The sequence below is a fragment of the Streptomyces sp. B5E4 genome (assembly GCF_039871555.1).
In the GTDB taxonomy this organism is placed as follows: Bacteria; Actinomycetota; Actinomycetes; order Streptomycetales; family Streptomycetaceae; genus Streptomyces.
In genome coordinates, this window is sequence record NZ_JBDPMI010000003.1 from 437,324 (window position 1) to 452,755 (window position 15,432).

General features: G+C 74.5%; 15 protein-coding genes. 10 read left to right on the top strand and 5 right to left on the bottom strand.

Translation table 11 applies throughout. From position 1 onward, the window contains the following. Positions 1–168: 168 nt before the first annotated feature. Positions 169–1,110, bottom strand: coding sequence for a heavy metal transporter (locus ABGA99_RS06955; RefSeq protein ID WP_347576224.1), 942 nt, complete (start codon positions 1,108–1,110; stop codon positions 169–171). 139 nt (positions 1,111–1,249) lie between these two features. On the opposite strand from ABGA99_RS06955, the gene dapE reads away from it, so the two are divergent. Next, positions 1,250–2,323 carry a succinyl-diaminopimelate desuccinylase gene (gene dapE / locus ABGA99_RS06960; RefSeq protein ID WP_347582318.1) on the top strand — a complete coding sequence of 358 codons (1,074 nt, stop codon included), beginning with the start codon at positions 1,250–1,252 and terminating at the stop codon, positions 2,321–2,323. 147 nt (positions 2,324–2,470) lie between these two features. Next, on the top strand, positions 2,471–3,211 hold the full coding sequence (locus tag ABGA99_RS06965) for a TIGR00730 family Rossman fold protein (RefSeq protein WP_347576222.1): 741 nt from the start codon (positions 2,471–2,473) through the stop codon (positions 3,209–3,211). Between the two features lie 16 nt (positions 3,212–3,227). Here ABGA99_RS06965 and folP read toward each other — a convergent pair whose 3' ends face one another. After that, on the bottom strand, positions 3,228–4,088 hold the full coding sequence (folP, locus tag ABGA99_RS06970; RefSeq protein WP_347582319.1) for a dihydropteroate synthase: 861 nt from the start codon (positions 4,086–4,088) through the stop codon (positions 3,228–3,230). 215 nt (positions 4,089–4,303) lie between these two features. Here folP and ABGA99_RS06975 point away from each other — a divergent pair, with 215 nt between their 5' ends. Next, positions 4,304–4,891: a DivIVA domain-containing protein gene (locus tag ABGA99_RS06975; protein WP_347582320.1), complete on the top strand. Its 588-nt coding sequence runs from the start codon at positions 4,304–4,306 to the stop codon at positions 4,889–4,891. Then, positions 4,888–5,469 carry a DNA-3-methyladenine glycosylase I gene (locus ABGA99_RS06980; protein ID WP_347576219.1) on the top strand — a complete coding sequence of 194 codons (582 nt, stop codon included), beginning with the start codon at positions 4,888–4,890 and terminating at the stop codon, positions 5,467–5,469. The genes ABGA99_RS06975 and ABGA99_RS06980 overlap by 4 nt, the downstream gene beginning before the upstream one ends. A gap of 58 nt (positions 5,470–5,527) precedes the next feature. Here ABGA99_RS06980 and ABGA99_RS06985 read toward each other — a convergent pair whose 3' ends face one another. Beyond that, on the bottom strand, positions 5,528–6,331 hold the full coding sequence (locus ABGA99_RS06985; RefSeq protein ID WP_347576218.1) for an enoyl-CoA hydratase-related protein: 804 nt from the start codon (positions 6,329–6,331) through the stop codon (positions 5,528–5,530). 341 nt (positions 6,332–6,672) lie between these two features. On the opposite strand from ABGA99_RS06985, the gene ABGA99_RS06990 reads away from it, so the two are divergent. Then, on the top strand, positions 6,673–6,840 hold the full coding sequence (locus ABGA99_RS06990) for a DUF3117 domain-containing protein (RefSeq protein WP_018834979.1): 168 nt from the start codon (positions 6,673–6,675) through the stop codon (positions 6,838–6,840). A gap of 159 nt (positions 6,841–6,999) precedes the next feature. Here ABGA99_RS06990 and ABGA99_RS06995 read toward each other — a convergent pair whose 3' ends face one another. Then, the gene (locus ABGA99_RS06995) at positions 7,000–7,632 is read right to left on the bottom strand and encodes an O-methyltransferase (RefSeq protein WP_347576217.1); all 633 of its coding nucleotides are present in this window, start codon (positions 7,630–7,632) and stop codon (positions 7,000–7,002) included. A gap of 297 nt (positions 7,633–7,929) precedes the next feature. Here ABGA99_RS06995 and sigE point away from each other — a divergent pair, with 297 nt between their 5' ends. The 5 genes from sigE (at position 7,930) to ABGA99_RS07020 (ending at position 14,168) form a co-directional block, all read left to right on the top strand. Beyond that, entirely contained in the window at positions 7,930–8,730 is an 801-nt protein-coding gene (gene sigE, locus ABGA99_RS07000) for an RNA polymerase sigma factor SigE (protein WP_347576216.1), read from the top strand. Continuing rightward, positions 8,727–9,527, top strand: a complete 801-nt coding sequence (locus tag ABGA99_RS07005; RefSeq protein WP_347576215.1) for an anti-sigma factor — start codon at positions 8,727–8,729, stop codon at positions 9,525–9,527. The genes sigE and ABGA99_RS07005 overlap by 4 nt, the downstream gene beginning before the upstream one ends. A 151-nt stretch (positions 9,528–9,678) precedes the next feature. Continuing rightward, entirely contained in the window at positions 9,679–12,723 is a 3,045-nt protein-coding gene (locus tag ABGA99_RS07010) for a trypsin-like peptidase domain-containing protein (RefSeq protein WP_347576214.1), read from the top strand. Positions 12,724–12,879: 156 nt separating this feature from the next. Beyond that, positions 12,880–13,356 (top strand): sec-independent translocase, encoded by a 477-nt coding sequence (locus tag ABGA99_RS07015; RefSeq protein WP_347576471.1) that lies wholly within the window; start codon positions 12,880–12,882, stop codon positions 13,354–13,356. A 164-nt stretch (positions 13,357–13,520) separates the two neighbouring features. Further along, positions 13,521–14,168 carry a hypothetical protein gene (locus ABGA99_RS07020; protein WP_347576213.1) on the top strand — a complete coding sequence of 216 codons (648 nt, stop codon included), beginning with the start codon at positions 13,521–13,523 and terminating at the stop codon, positions 14,166–14,168. Between the two features lie 107 nt (positions 14,169–14,275). On the opposite strand, the gene ABGA99_RS07025 is transcribed toward ABGA99_RS07020, so the two are convergent. Further along, positions 14,276–15,412 (bottom strand): Mrp/NBP35 family ATP-binding protein, encoded by a 1,137-nt coding sequence (locus ABGA99_RS07025; RefSeq protein ID WP_347576212.1) that lies wholly within the window; start codon positions 15,410–15,412, stop codon positions 14,276–14,278. Positions 15,413–15,432: the final 20 nt, after the last annotated feature.

Consider the following 15,432-nt stretch of genomic DNA (forward strand, 5'->3'; position numbering starts at 1 on the left):
GCATTATCTGCCTCGCCGGAAACTCGGGCAAACCGGGTCGGTATGAGCATCGTTCGAGAAGCAAAGCCCGCGCTCACCGGGGATGTGTCGGATCGTGGAAAAGAACGGGAAACGGCGGCCGTGCGTCAGCCTGCGTTGACCGGGTTCGTCCGTACGAGGCGGCGTGCGCTACGGCTCGGTGACGATACGGACCGACGCCGCGCCCGCCTCCGCGTTCGCGCCCTCGACCTCCCGCCAGCCCGCGGACGACTCCCCGGCCCGCCACTCGCGGCCCGCGAAGGACACCTGCGCGACGCGCAGCCGCGGCGCCTGCGCCACCGCCCAGTGCGCCAGCTCCCAGCCGCGGCCCGCCGCGTCCGCGTCACCGTCCGTGCCGTCCCCGGCGACCGGCAGCACCAGCACCTGCCCGGCGTCGCCGCGGCTCGCGCCCCCGGACCCCTCGCCGGAGCCGCCCGCGTCCGATTCCGGCAGCACGCCGGCGCCGAACTCCCGCTTCAGCGCCTTGCGCAGGAGCGCGGGGTCGCCGGAGCGGGTGTCGCCCTTCGCCGTCGTACAGGTGAAGGCGCCGCCGTCGCGGCCCGTCAGCGCGGCGGACAGCCGGGCTGCGGCCGGCTCGTGCTTCGCGTACGCCTGCGGGAAGCCGCTGCGCTGCACGCGCTGCGCGGCCTCGGTGAGCGGCAGCCGGGAGTAGCCGGGGATCTGCGCCAGGTGCTCGTAGAACTTGCCGGTCGAGTACACCGGATCGAGGATCTCCTCCTCCGTGCCCCAGCCCTGGGAGGGGCGCTGCTGGAAGAGGCCGAGCGAATCGCGGTCGCCGTGCTCGATGTTGCGCAGCCCCGACTCCTGCATGGCCGTGGCGATCGCGATGGTCACCGCGCGCTCCGGCAGCCGGCGGGAGGACGCCACGGCGCTTATCGTCGCGGCGTTGGCGGCCTGTTCGGGATCCAGCTCGTACGGCTCGCCCTCGCCCTTGCCGCGCACCTCGCAGCGCGGCGCGGGACCGCCGCCCGTGTTGAGGTGGACCAGCAGGTACGCGCCCACGCCGCCGAGCACCGCGAGCGCGACGAACGCGCGGAGAAGGCGGCGGCGGAAGACGTCGGAGGCGGGCACGGGCCCACCGTAGCGTTCGCGGCGGACAACCGCGGAAGCCGGGAGCGCGGTGTGCTGCGTCCGCCGGCGCGGGTACGGCGCGCGTGCGCCGTACGGACGCCGCACGGGGCCCGGGGCGCCGGGTCGTAGGGTCGTCGCCATGGACTTGACACTCGATGCCGCACGGCTCACCGCCCAGCTCGTCGACACCGCCTCCGTCAGCGGCGAGGAGAAGCACCTCGCCGACACGGTCGAGACCGCGCTGAGGCGTCTTCGCCATCTGGAGGTGGACCGCGACGGCGACGCCGTCGTCGCCCGGACCCGGCTGGGCCGCGCCGAGCGGGTCGTGCTCGCCGGGCACCTCGACACCGTGCCCGTCGCCGGCAACCTGCCCTCGCGCCTCGACGGCACGTACGAGGACGGCGTCCTCTGGGGCTGCGGCACGTCCGACATGAAGGCCGGCGTCGCCGTCCAACTGCGCATCGCCGCCACCGTGCCCGCGCCCAACCGCGACCTCACCTTCGTCTTCTACGACAACGAGGAGGTCGACGCCTCCCGCAACGGCCTGCGCCGCCTCGCCGAGCACCACCCCGACTGGCTCGCGGGCGACTTCGCCGTGCTGCTGGAGCCGTCCGACGGCGAGATCGAGGGCGGCTGCCAGGGGACCCTGCGCGTCGTCCTCCGTACAGAGGGCGAACGCGCGCACTCCGCCCGGAGCTGGCTCGGCACCAACGCCGTCCACGCCGCCGCCCCCGCGCTGGCCCGGCTCGCGGCGTACCGGTCGCGGCACGCCGTCATCGACGGCCTGGAGTACCGCGAGGGCCTCAACGCCGTCCGCGTCTCCGGCGGCGTCGCGGGCAACGTCGTGCCGGACCTCTGCGAGATCACCGTCAACTTCCGCTACGCCCCGGACCGCTCCGAGGAGCAGGCGATCGCCTTCGTACGGGAGTACTTCGACGGCTGCGGCATCGCGGAGATCACCGTGGCGGACAGCTCTCCGGGCGCGCTGCCGGGCCTGGCCCACCCCGCGGCCGCCGCGTTCACCGCCGCCGTCGGCGGCACCCCGCGGCCGAAGTACGGCTGGACGGACGTCGCCCGCTTCACGGCCCTCGGCATCCCCGCGGTGAACTACGGACCCGGCGACCCGAACTACGCGCACAAGCGCGACGAGCACGTGCACACGGCCCGTATCCACCACTGCGAGGAGCGGCTGCGCGCCTGGCTCACCGCCTGAGCGCGGGCCGCGTCACCGGCTGTTCCGCCGTGGTTTCTGCCGGGGTTCACATGGCTTCGAGCCGCTTCGCCTAGCCTGGGCCCGGAGATCGTCGTACGGGGAGAGTCGTACGGGAACACGAGTCAGCACGAGGAAGGGAGCGCGCCCGTGGCGAACCGCGAGGAGTTCGAGGAGCAGCGGCTCGGGCCCGTCATCCGCCGCCGCAGCCGCATCCAGAGCGGGACGATGGACCAGCACCTGCTGGACTCCCGCGAGCGCGCCGCGGAGTACGTGCACGAGGACCCGTGGCGGGTGCTGCGGATGCAGGCGGAGTTCGTCGAGGGGTTCGGCGCGCTCGCCGAGGTGGGGCCCGCGATCAGCGTCTTCGGCTCGGCCCGCACGGCGCCGGACAGCGCGGAGTACGCGCGGGGCGTCGCGATCGGCAAGGGGCTGGTGGACGCCGGCTTCGGGGTGATCACCGGCGGCGGGCCCGGGGTGATGGAGGCGGCGAACAAGGGCGCGCTGGAGGCCGGCGGGCTCTCGGTGGGCCTCGGCATCGAGCTGCCCTTCGAGCAGGGGCTCAACAGGTATGTCGACCTCGGCGTGAACTTCCGCTACTTCTTCGTCCGCAAGACGTGTTTTGTGAAGTACTCCCAGGGCTTCGTGGTGCTGCCCGGCGGCTTCGGGACGATGGACGAGCTGTTCGAGGCGCTGACCCTGGTGCAGACGAAGAAGGTCACGCGGTTCCCGATCGTCCTCTTCGGCAGCGAGTACTGGGGCGGGCTCGTCGACTGGCTGCGCAAGACCGTCGTGGACGGCGGCAAGGCCGCGGAGCGGGACCTCGACCTGTTCCACATCACGGACGACGTCTCCGAGGCCGTGGGGCTGGTCACCAAGGAGACGCCGTAGCGCCGGCGGTGGACCGCTAGGCGAGCCCGCGGCGTGCGGCCGCGGGCGGGCGGTGGCCCGCGATGGCGGCCACCATGTCCAGCACCTGCCGGGTCTCGGCCACCTCGTGCACGCGGTACACCTGCGCCCCCAGCCAGGCCGAGACCGCCGTGGTGGCGAGCGTGCCGACCAGCCGCTCCTTGACCGGTTTGGCCAGCGTCTCGCCGACGAAGTCCTTGTTCGACAGCGAGACCAGCACCGGCCAGCCGGCCGCCGTCATCTCGCCGAGCCGGCGGGTGGCCTCCAGCGAGTGCCGGGTGTTCTTGCCGAAGTCGTGCCCGGGGTCGATCAGGATGCCGTCGCGGCGTACGCCCAGCTCCACGGCCCGCTCCGCGAGTCCCAGGGTGACCCGCAGGATGTCGGCCATCACGTCGTCGTACGCGACGCGGTGCGGCCGGGTGCGCGGCTGCACGCCGCCCGCGTGGGTGCACACGAGCCCCGCGCCGTGCCGGGCGGCGACCTCGGCGACCAGCGGGTCGACGCCGCCCCAGGCGTCGTTCAGCAGGTCCGCACCGGCCGCGCAGGCGGCCTCGGCGACCTCGTGCCGCCAGGTGTCGACGCTGATCACGACGTCCGGGTGGCGGCGGCGTACCTCGGCGATGAAGCCCGCCGTGCGGCGCACCTCCTCCGCCGCCGACACCTCCTCGCCGGGCCCGGCCTTCACCCCGCCGACGTCGATGATCGCCGCGCCCTCGGCGACGGCGTGCTCGACGCGGGCGAGCGCGGGCTCGTCGCGGAAGGTGGCGCCCTGGTCGTAGAAGGAGTCCGGGGTCCTGTTGACGATCGCCATGATCACCGGCTCGTGCGCGGCGAAAGTGCGCGACCCCAGTCGCAGCATGCTGCCTCCTCTGACGTCCTCCGGGACGGCGGCCCGGGCTCCTCCCGCGACCTTAGCCCGCGGGTGCGGCGGGGCGCGGCGCGGCGGCGCGGTGCCGGTACGGTCCGTGCGCCGGGCCGTGGGGCGCTGTCACAGGCCCCGGCTATGGTGGGGCGCAGCCACCCGGCGTACCGGGCGCGGCCATCCGGCGCCCCGGCTGTCCACGGGGAGACATCGTGTTCTGGTTCATGCTCATCGCCATGGTCGCGGTCGTCGCCGCGGTCACCGTCGTGCTGGCGGGGAACGGCGAGGAGGAGCTCACCGAGCCGCAGCCGGACCGGATCCACGACCCGCTGCCGCCGGACCGCCCGCTGGGCCGCGCCGACATCGACGCGCTGCGGCTGCCCGTCGCACTGCGCGGGTACCGCATGGACGACGTGGACGACGCGCTGGACCGCGTCGCCGCGGAGCTGGCGGAGCGGGACGCGCGCATCGCCGAGCTGGAGGCGGCGCTGGCGGGCGCGCACGCGGCGGCGTACCGCGGCGTGCCGCCGGGCGGACAGGGGTACGAGGACGCGCCGCCGGGGCCGGGCTTCGGGGTCGGGGGTGCGGACCCGGGCGGCCGGAGCAACGGCGGTACGGACCTGGGCACCTGGGACCTGTCCGGACGCGGCAACGGCGGTGCGGACCCGGGCGAGCGGGACCCGCTCGGCCGGAGCAACGGCGACACGGACCTGGACGGACGGGACTTCGGCGGCCGGGATCCGCGCGGCCCGGAGCCCGGCGGTACGGATCCGCACGGCAGCCCGGACGGCCGGGCATGAGCGCCGGCGGCGGGGCCGTGGCCGGGCCCGACGGGCTGCTGCGCTGCCCCTGGGGGCTGTCCGCCGAGGACTACGTCGCGTACCACGACGAGGAGTGGGGCCGGCCCGTACACGGTGACGACGCGCTCTTCGAGCGGCTGTCGCTGGAGGCGTTCCAGTCCGGGCTGTCGTGGCTGACGATCCTGCGCCGCCGCGAGGGCTTCCGGGCGGCCTTCGCCGGCTTCGAGATCGCGGCGGTGGCGGAGTTCGGGCCCGGGGACGAGCAGCGGCTCCTCGCCGACCCGGGCATCATCCGCAACCGGCTGAAGGTGCAGGCCACGCTCGCCAACGCCAAGACCCTCGCCGGCTGGACCCCCGGCGAGCTGGACGCCCTGATCTGGTCGTACGCCCCGGACCCCGCCGACCGCCCCGCGCCGCGCACGCTCGCGGACGTACCGGCCGTCACACCGGAGTCGACGGCGCTGGCCAAGGAGCTGAAGCGGCGCGGCGTGCGGTTCGTCGGCCCGACGACGGCGTACGCGCTGATGCAGGCGTGCGGCCTGGTCGACGACCACCTCGCGGACTGCCACGCGCGCTAGCGCGGGCGGCGCGCATCGGCCTGCATCGGCGCGTACCCGCCTCCGCCGGGCTCCGTGATCAGCGGCCCGTGAAGCGCGGTTCCTCCTTCGCCACGAAGGCCTCCACCGCGATCCCGTGGTCCTCCGACGCACCCGCGCGGGACTGCAGCTCCGCCTCCTTCGCCAGCGTCTCCGCGAGCCCGTGGCCCGCCCCGTACGCCAGCGACTCCTTGATCGCCGCGTACGCGCCCGTCGGCCCCGCCGCGAGCCGGCGGGCCACCGCCGCCGCCTCGGCGGCCAGGTCCGCCGCCGGTACGACGACGTTCGCGATCCCCAGCGCCAGCGCCTCCGCCGCGGAGATCCGGCGCGGGAAGAGCAGCAGGTCGGCGGCGCGACCGTGGCCGACGAGGCGCGGGAGGGTCCAGGAGACGCCGGAGTCCGCGGTCAGCGCGACGCCCGCGAAGGAGGTGTTGAACGACGCGCTGTCGGCCACCACCCGGTAGTCCGCTGCGAACGCGAACCCCGCGCCGGCGCCCGCGGCGACCCCGTTGACGCCCGCGACCACCGGCTTCGGCATCCCGGCGAGGGCGGCGGCGATGGGGTTGTAGTGCTCGGCGACGGTATCCATCGCGTGATCCGTACGCTGCGCGGCGCGGGCCGCGGCGAGGGTGCCGATGTGCTCCTTGAGGTCCTGTCCCACGCAGAACGCCCGCCCCGCGCCGGTGAGCAGCACGGCCCGTACGGCCTCGTCCTCCGCCGCCCGCCGCAGGGTGTCGCGCAGGGCGTTCTTGGTCTCGGTGTCGAGGGCGTTCATCGCGTCCGGGCGGTTGAGGGTGACGGTCGCGAGTCCGTCGGCGACCTCGTACAGCACGGTGTCCGCCATGTTCTTCCCTTCGCTACGCCCCGGGGTCACCGGGGCTGTGCCGCGTCTCGTCCGGTGCCGTCAGCATGGCGGAGATCCCCGCTCCGCGACATGTGACGTGCGTCAAATGGAAACCCGGCGCGCCCCGGGCGGGAAGGGCGCAGTATCGCATCCCTCTGGCGGGAATTGGGAGGTTTTGCGGTCGGACGTCGTCGAGAGTATGCGGACCGATGTTGGTCATCAGGACCGGCAATGCGGGATAATGGGCGAGAAGCACTGTGTTCGATGCCGGTGGCGACGAGCCTGTCCACGGGCCGTCGAAGCTTCTCAACGAAGAGCTGGTTTCAGGAAGGGGAACGAGCATGGCGGCCATGAAGCCGCGGACGGGCGACGGCCCGCTCGAGGTGACCAAGGAGGGGCGGGGCATCGTCATGCGCGTTCCGCTCGAAGGCGGCGGGCGGCTCGTCGTCGAGCTGACCCCCGATGAAGCCGACGCGCTCGGCGACGCCCTGAAGAAGGTCGTCAGCTAGTCGGACCGAGGTCCGGAAGAACCCTGTATGCGCCCCGGCCACGTGGTGGCCGGGGCGGATCGTCCTTCCGGGCCCGGATCCCCTCCCGCGGGGCACCGGCCGGGCGCCTTGCCGACCCGACCGTGACGTCTGTCACGTCCGTCGAGTCCGTCGCCTTCGTCACACCTCGCGCTTGACGGCGCACAACAGCCCGTCCCCCACCGGCAGCAGCGCGGGCATCAGCTCCCGGCTCTCCTTCACCGCGCGCAGCAGCTCGCGCACCTTCTGCACCTCGTCGGGCTGGGCCGCCGAGTCCACCGTGCGCCCGTCCGCGAAGACGCCGTCGAAGCACACGACGCCGCCGGGGCGCAGCAGGCGCAACGATTCGCCCAGATATTCCAGGCACTCCAGCGGATCGCCGTCGCAGAAGACCATGTCGTACGAGCCGTCCGCCAGCCGCGGCAGCACGTCCAGCGCCCGGCCGACGATGATCCGCGCCCGGTTCGCGGCGAACCCCGCGGCCCGGAACGCCTGGCGCGCGAACTGCTGCCGCTCCGGCTCCGGGTCCACGGTCGTCAGCACGCCGCCGGGGCGCATGCCCTGCAGCAGGTGGATGCCGGAGACCCCGGTGCCGGTGCCGATCTCGACGACCGCCTTGGCGCCCGCCGTCGCGGCCAGCAGCCGCAGCGCGGCCCCGGCACCCGCGGACACCTGGCGCAGCCCCGCCTCCAGGGCACGCTGCCGCGCCCAGTGCAGCGCGGCGGTCGCCGAGCCCTGCGCACGCGTCGCAGCCGCCGGGTCGCCCGGGGTCACCCCGGCCCGGCCGCTGTCGGCGTCCGCGGCACCGTCCGTGCCGTACGCCTCGGCGAACGACCAGCTCGCCAGCCGGTTGCCGGTAATCGCCTTCTCCTGTTCCCCGTTGGCACCTGCACCTGCATCCGTCGCAAGCGTGACTGTATCCGCTGCCCCTGGGAACCTGCTGGCCGGACCGTGCGTTGGGGGAGACGGAAGTGATACGGACGAGGTAAGGATGCCGGCGGGGATGCTTCCGCTGAATGCGGGAAAATACCGGTCGGAAGAGCTTATCCGGAGCTAACGGGCGAGGTGGATATGGTAGGGGGCCTACTGGACACCACCAGAGCCACCAGGGGAGGTGCGGCCGCGTCCGGCGAAGGGGGCACCCCCCGGCGATTCCGCCGAGGATCCCGGGCACCGGATGAGCCGAAATCCGTGACCGACAATGCTGACGACCACAGCCACACCACCGACACCGTGACCGTTGCCGGATTCTCCGCGTTCCCGGCCGACGACGCGTCGTCCAAGGGGTGGACTCCGCCTTCGTGGGAGGAGATCGTCAGCACCCACAGCGGTCGCGTCTATCGTCTCGCCTATCGCCTCACCGGGAACCGGCACGACGCCGAGGACCTCACGCAGGAGGTCTTCATCCGCGTCTTCCGGTCGCTGTCGACGTACACCCCGGGGACGTTCGAGGGCTGGCTGCACCGCATCACCACGAATCTCTTCCTCGACCAGGTGCGGCGCAAGCAGCGCATCCGGTTCGACGCGCTCGGCGACGACGCCGCCGAGCGGCTGCCGAGCCGTGAGCCGTCTCCGCAGCAGCACTTCAACGACACGCACTTCGACGCCGACGTCCAGCAGGCGCTGGACACCCTCGCGCCCGAGTTCCGGGCAGCGGTGGTGCTGTGCGACATCGAGGGCCTGTCGTACGAGGAGATCGCCGCCACTCTGGGCGTCAAGCTGGGCACGGTCCGCAGCCGGATCCACCGCGGCCGTTCCCACCTGCGCAAGGCGCTCAAGCACCGCTCCCCGGAGGCGAGGGCCGAGCAGCGCTCGCTCGCCGGGGCGGGGCAGGGCGCCTACGGCTCGGATGAGGAGGGCGGAACGCTGTGAGCAGCGTGGGCGGGCTGTCGCCCGCCGAGCAGCACCTGGGCGAGGCGCTGGCGGCGCTGGTCGACGGGGAACTGCCCCACGACTCGCGGGACCGCGTGCTGGCGCATCTGGCGACGTGTCCCCGGTGCAAGGCAGAGGCCGACGAACAGCGTCGGCTCAAGAGCGTGTTCTCCGCCGCCGCCCCGCCCGCGCCTTCGGACGGGTTGCTGGCCCGGCTGGAGAACCTGCCGGGCGTCGACCTCGACGACGACGCCCGCCGGTCGCCCTTCGCGGGCGGAGCCGGCGGCGCCGCGCGTACGGGCGGCAGGACCGGCGGCGCCCGCGCGGCCAGGACCGGCGGCTTCGGCGGCGGCGTCCTCGGCGGTGCCGTGCTCGACGGCGGCTCGGGGTTCCCGATACACGAGGTCGAGCGGCCCTCCGCCGCCCGCGGGCGGCGCTTCGCGTTCGCCGCCGCCGGCGCGGTCTCCTTCGCCGCCCTCGCCCTCGGCGGCGCGCTGCCCATCGAGTCGGCCGTCGACCCCTCCGGCGGCTCCCCGGCGGTCACCCCCGGTGACCGCGGCGAGCCCGCGCGCTACTCGTACGACCCCCAGCTCTCCACCTCCGGCGGTGCGCAGGACGCCGGCCCGGTCCAGCCGTACAGCACGCAGAGCGGCCCGCTGCAGATGGCCGCCTCCGCGACGGCGGCGACGACCGCGACGCCGCAGCCGCCGCTGCTGTCCGTCTTCGCGGTCACCGAGCCGGCGGCGTCCGCGCCGCAGACCGCACTGAGCGGGATGAATACCCCGTCGCCGCAGTGACGGCCCGCGGGGACGGCGAGGCGTCGGCCCCGGGGCGATGCGCCGGACCGCATGCACCTGATTGAATCGCTAGGGCCTGCCCGGCGGGTGAGCAACAACTGCGGGCCGCGACGGTCCGCGCCCAGTCGCATGCGGAACGTGTGGGGAGAACATGGACCAGGGGAAGCCGAGTTGGTGGAGGCAGGAGCCCGGCGAGCCTCCGCGCGAGGCCGAGTCGGACACCGCCGGACCGCCCACCGACTCCGACACCTCCGCGCCGTCGGCGGCCCCGCCGGCGGACGCGGGCCCACCCCCGGGGTACGACCCGGAGGTGGACCAGTTGCGCAGGGTCCGGGAGGCGCTGCGGGAGTGGCGCGACGGGGAGGACGAGTACCACAGGGACCGGAGCCGGTCCCCCGTGGGGAGCGCGGCGGACGGCGGTTCGGCGGACGCCTCGATGCCCCCGCCGGGGGGTGCGGAGAGCTCTCCGGCCGGGGGCGCGGCAACCCCCGAGGCAAGCGGGCCGGGTGACGGCAGCCGGGCACCGCTGCGGGACGCGGGTGCGGACAGCGCGGGGGAGCAGCGCGCAGGCGGACCGGACGTGACGACGAGCGGGCAGCCGGCCGTGCCGGCCCCGGAGGCCGGCACCTCGGCGGACGCAGGGGCCCACGCCGCGTCCGCGACGGAGCGGGCAGGGGTCGCCGACGTGCCCCCCTCCGCACCGGAAGCTGCCGGGACCCCGCAGAGCGCGGACCCTTCCACCGACTCGGTCACGGCCGCGGATCTTCCGGCGGACCTTCCCCCGACGCGCGCCGCGGAGACCGGCGGACCGGCCGCGGAGACGCAGGCGGGCACGCTCCCGACGCGCCCCCGGGCGGCGGAGCCGACGGGACCGGCGACAGCCGGGGACCGGACCGCGGAGACCGACGGGCCGGGCACGGACCCGGGTGCGCTCCCGGCCCGGCCCGGGATCGCCGATGCGGAACCGGCGGCGGAGCCCTCTTCGTCCGCCACGGGGCAGGGCCAGGCCGGTGGAGCGACGGACCCCGCCCCCGGCGCGGGTGCCGCCGCCGCGACGGGCACCGAGGGTGCGGAGGTACGGCCCTGGGAGGTCGGCGTACGGCCGTACCCGGGTGCCGCGGAGGCCGGTGCCGACGGCTCGACGGGCGGCAGGGGCATACCCGCCGCGCTGTCCGCCGTGGCGGGCGCCCGGGCCGGCCGTGCAGCCCTGCCGCAGCACGACGAACGGGACACCCCCGAGGAGACACCGGCGGAGCCCGCAGACGCCCCGCAGAACGCCGCGGAGCCCTCGCAGCCGGCTGCCCCCCCGGTCGGCGACCGCACGGCCGCCTCCGGCCCGGAGGACCCCGCGAAGACACCGGACGCCGCCGCGGCGGCGGGCCCCGCGGGGCGGTCCGGCGGCTCTGCCGCGTCGCGGACAGGCGCTCCCGAGCGGTCCGGCGACCCGAGCGGCTTCGGTCCCGCGCCGTCGGACGACGCCCACCGCGAGGTGGCCGACCGGCCGCCCGCCGCTGCCGGGCCCCGCGGGGGCGTGGAGGACGACGACACCACGCAGCTCGCCGTCATCTCCGACTCCGGCGCCGGACCCTCCGGGGACGTACCGGGCCCGCGGCGGCCCGCGGCCGGCGCGCCCGTGGCGCCCGCCGCAGCGGCGGGCGGGGGCGCCGAGGGCGACGTACCGCGTCAGCCCCCGCCCCCCGGCACCCGCCACCCCGCCCCGCAGGGCGGCCACCCCGGTGCGCCCGGCGGCCCCGGGCCGCATCCGCAGCCCCGGCCCCGTGCGCCGTACGGGCCCGGCGCCCAGCCCTCCGCACCCGGCGCGGCACCGCCCGGCGGCGTACCGCCGGGCGAGTACGGGCCCCAGGGTTCCGGCCGGCCCTCAGGCGCGCACCCGCCCACGGCATCCGGGACGCCCGGCCCCGGCACCCCCGGGTTCGACGGTCCCGGGCGGCCCCCCGGCGGCCCCGGCGCGACCGCGCCCTACGGCACCCACCCGCAGGGCGCCCCGCAGGGCCAGTGGCAGCGCTACGACCCCTGGGCGCCCGCGCACGCGGCGCACGCCCCCGAGCGCCGCAAGGGGCGCATGGCGACCCTCGTCGGGGCACTCGTCATCGCGCTCGTCGCCGGCGGCATCGGCGGTGCCCTCGGCAGCTACATCGAGCGCAACGGCACCCCCGGCCAGCTCGAACTGGACCAGTCCTCCGCCGCCGACGACGGCGGCAAGCGGCCCCCCGGCAGCGTCGCGGGGATCGCCAGGTCCGCGCTGCCCGGGGTCGTCACGCTGCGCGTCAGCGGGGCCGCCGAGCAGAGCACCGGCACCGGCTTCGTCCTCGACAAGCGCGGCCACATCCTGACCAACAACCACGTCGTGCAGCCCGCCGAGGAGGGCGGCGACATAACGGTGACGTTCAGCGGCGGCGAGTCCAAGTCCGCCGAGGTCGTCGGCGGCGACGCCGGCTACGACCTGGCCGTCGTACGCGTCAAGGGCGTTTCCGGGCTGAAGCCGCTGCCGCTCGGCAACTCACGCTCCGTCGCCGTCGGCGACCCCGTCGTCGCCATCGGCGCACCGTACGACCTGCCCAACACGGTCACCTCCGGGATCATCAGCGCCAAGGAGCGCCCCATCACCGCCGGCGGCGAGCAGGGCGACGGCAGCGACATCTCGTACGTCAACGCCCTGCAGACCGACGCCCCCATCAACCCCGGCAACTCCGGCGGTCCGCTCCTCGACCTCGAAGGCCGCGTCATCGGCATCAACAGTGCCATCCGCGCCGCCGACAACGGCAGCGGCGAGCCGCAGACCGAACAGGGCGGCAGCATCGGCCTCGGCTTCGCCATACCGGTCAACAAGGGCGCGGACGTCGCCGAGGAGTTGATCAACACCGGCAAGGCCACGCACCCGGTCATCGGCGTCACGCTCAACATGCAGTACACCGGCGACGGCGCCCAGGTCGGCACCTCCGCGGAGGAAGGCGGCACCGAGCCGGTCACCCCGGGCGGCCCCGCCGACAGCGCGGGCATCGAGCCGGGTGACGTGATCACCGGTGTCGACGGCGAAGCCGTGCACAACGGCGAGGAGTTGATCGTCAAGATCCGCAGCCGCAGCCCCGGCGACGACCTGAGCCTGACCGTCGAGCGCGACGGCGAGGAACTGAGCGTCGACGTCACCCTCGGCGAGGGCGACTCCACCGACTGACCCTGCCAAACAGCCCCAAACACCCGCATCGGCCGCGGTGGACCAGTCCACCGCGGCCGATGCGGTACTCCCGGGGAGGCCGGGTCGCCAGGTACCGTGAGAGTCGCCCGGACCTGCCGGCAGCGGGCCGACGGACAGGACAGCAAGGAGTGCCAGGTGTTCTTCGACATAGGACCCCTCGAGCTGATCGCTCTCATCATCCTGGCCACGATCGTCTTCGGCCCCGACAAGCTGCCCAAGGTCATCCAGGACACGATGCGGTTCATCCGCAAGGTCCGGGAGTTCTCCGACAGCGCCAAGGAGGACATCCGCAAGGAGCTGGGCCCGGAGTTCAAGGACTTCGAGTTCGAGGACCTGAACCCGAAGAACTTCGCCAAGAAGCACCTCCTCGACAACGACGACCTGGGTCTGAAGGAGATCCGTAACGGCTTCGACCTCAAGAAGGAGGTCGCCGAGGTCGGCGAGGCGGCGCGCACCGTGGGGGACATCGAGGACGACGGTGCCGCGGGCGGCAAGCGGCTGAGCCTGACGAAGGACAGCGGCGGCGGCAAGGATGCCAAGAGCGACGCCGCAGGTGAGGCCAAGGGCACGGCCACGGCCGAGCGCCCGCCGTACGACGCGGACGCCACCTGATCGGCTCACATATCAGACCACCTGCCTGTCCTAGCGTATGCAGGTGGATATCCTCCCGTGTGTCTGGGTGAGCGCCCGGCATGCGGTGTGCCAGGCGGGGCGTGCGCCCCGGCGGGGGGCGACCGCCGACTGACAGGTCCAGGCCACGAGGAGGCACCACGCTGATGGAGATGACGAGCGAGGCGGAGCCCGGGGGGACGGTTCAGGAGTCCGAGCCACGCCTGGTGGACAGCTTTCTGCGGGCGTCCTTCCCCTGGTACGGGCTGGACGACGCGTTCGACGGCCCGCGCTGGCTGCAGTCGACCGGGGGCGGCGACGGCGCGGTCGACCACGGCACGGTGGGCCACGGGGACATGCCCTCGTATCTCGCCGAGGCCGGCATGCGCGAGCACCGCTTCGCGGTGGTCGTGACCGTCGCGAGCCGTCCTGTGCGGCGCAGTGCGGACGGCACCGGGGTGCTGGAGGCGACGTCCGTGTCGTCCGCGGCCTGGCTGGCGGGCTCCGGGCTGCTGTCGTGCACCTGGCCGACGCAGATGGAGCGCCAGATCCGCGAGGAGTGGCTGGACCAGCAGACGTCGGTGGCCTGGGAGCTGGCCGACGACCTGGAGGGGTCCGGCTGGTCGGCGCTGTCGCTCCCGGTCGACGGCGAGGCGACGCAGTTCCACTACCGCGAGTCGGAGTTCGGCTGGGTGCTGGCGGGGACGACGCAGAACCAGGTGCACCTGGGCGCGTACGGCCGCGGCATGAGCGCCTACGGGCTCGGGTTCTCGGTGATCAAGGACATCACGGCGTACGAAGACCGCCGCGGGTAGCTTCCCGCGGCGGTCCGGGGCGCGGATCGCGTACGGGCCGCGCCCCCTGCTCCGTAGGGCCGGGGGCGTACGCCCCTGCCCGCGCCCGGCGGCCCGGGGCGTACCTCTCAGAACTTGTTGCGCGGCGTGACGCCCAGCGACATCCCCGCGAGCCCCCGCGGCCGCCCGCCGAGCTGCGCCGCGATGTCGCGCAGCGCCGCGCCCGCCGGGGACTCCGGGTCGGTGAGGACGACCGGCTTGCCCTCGTCGCCGCCGGCCCGCAGCGTCACGTCGATCGGGATGGCGCCGAGGACCGGCACCACCGCGCCCGTCGTGCGCGTCAGCCCCTCGGCGACCTGCTTGCCGCCGCCGGTGCCGAAGACGTCGACCATCTCGCCGCAGTGCGGGCACGGCAGGCCCGACATGTTCTCCACCACGCCGACGATCTTCTGGTGCGTCTGCACGGCGATCGCCCCGGCCCGCTCGGCGACCTCGGCCGCGGCCTGCTGCGGGGTGGTGACGACGAGGATCTCGGCGTTCGGCATCAACTGCGCGACGGAGATCGCGATGTCGCCGGTGCCCGGGGGCAGGTCGAGGAGCAGCACGTCGAGGTCGCCCCAGAAGACGTCCGCGAGGAACTGCTGCAGCGCGCGGTGCAGCATCGGGCCGCGCCAGACGACCGGCGTGTTGCCCGGCGTGAACATCCCGATGGAGATGACCTTCACGTCGTGTGCCGTCGGGGGCATGATCATGTCCTCGACCTGGGTGGGCACGGCGTCCGTGCCGAGCATGCGGGGCACGGAGTGGCCGTAGATGTCGGCGTCGACGACCCCCACCTTCAGCCCGTCCGCCGCCATCGCCGCCGCCAGGTTGACCGTCACCGACGACTTGCCGACGCCGCCCTTGCCGGACGCCACCGCGTACACCCGGGTCAGGGAGCCGGGCTGGGCGAAGGGGATCTCGCGCTCCGCCTTGCCGTCGCGCAGGGACGCGGCGAGCGCCTTGCGCTGCTCGTCGCTCATCACGTCCAACTCGACGGTGACGGACGTCACACCGGCGACCTTCTCGACCGCGTCGGTGACCCGTGAAGTGATCGTGTCCCGCATCGGACAGCCGGCGATGGTGAGGAAGACCCCGACGGCCACCGAGCCGTCTGTCCCGATCTCGACCGACTTGACCATGCCGAGGTCGGTGATCGGCCGGTGGATCTCCGGGTCGTTCACCGTCGCGAGCGCGGCGCGCACCGCCTCTTCTGTGACTGCCATGCCACCAGCGTACGGCCGAG

What these genes read in the sequence shown, in the direction of transcription:
- ABGA99_RS06985 (WP_347576218.1), bottom strand. Translation starts at nt 6,331, where the DNA reads ATGGCGGACACCGTGCTGTACGAGGTCGCCGACGGACTCGCGACCGTC.
- sigE (WP_347576216.1), top strand. Translation starts at nt 7,930, where the DNA reads ATGGTAGGGGGCCTACTGGACACCACCAGAGCCACCAGGGGAGGTGCG.
- ABGA99_RS07020 (WP_347576213.1), top strand. Translation starts at nt 13,521, where the DNA reads ATGGAGATGACGAGCGAGGCGGAGCCCGGGGGGACGGTTCAGGAGTCC.
- ABGA99_RS07010 (WP_347576214.1), top strand. Translation starts at nt 9,679, where the DNA reads ATGGACCAGGGGAAGCCGAGTTGGTGGAGGCAGGAGCCCGGCGAGCCT.
- folP (WP_347582319.1), bottom strand. Translation starts at nt 4,088, where the DNA reads ATGCTGCGACTGGGGTCGCGCACTTTCGCCGCGCACGAGCCGGTGATC.
- dapE (WP_347582318.1), top strand. Translation starts at nt 1,250, where the DNA reads ATGGACTTGACACTCGATGCCGCACGGCTCACCGCCCAGCTCGTCGAC.
- ABGA99_RS06980 (WP_347576219.1), top strand. Translation starts at nt 4,888, where the DNA reads ATGAGCGCCGGCGGCGGGGCCGTGGCCGGGCCCGACGGGCTGCTGCGC.
- ABGA99_RS06990 (WP_018834979.1), top strand. Translation starts at nt 6,673, where the DNA reads ATGGCGGCCATGAAGCCGCGGACGGGCGACGGCCCGCTCGAGGTGACC.
- ABGA99_RS07025 (WP_347576212.1), bottom strand. Translation starts at nt 15,412, where the DNA reads ATGGCAGTCACAGAAGAGGCGGTGCGCGCCGCGCTCGCGACGGTGAAC.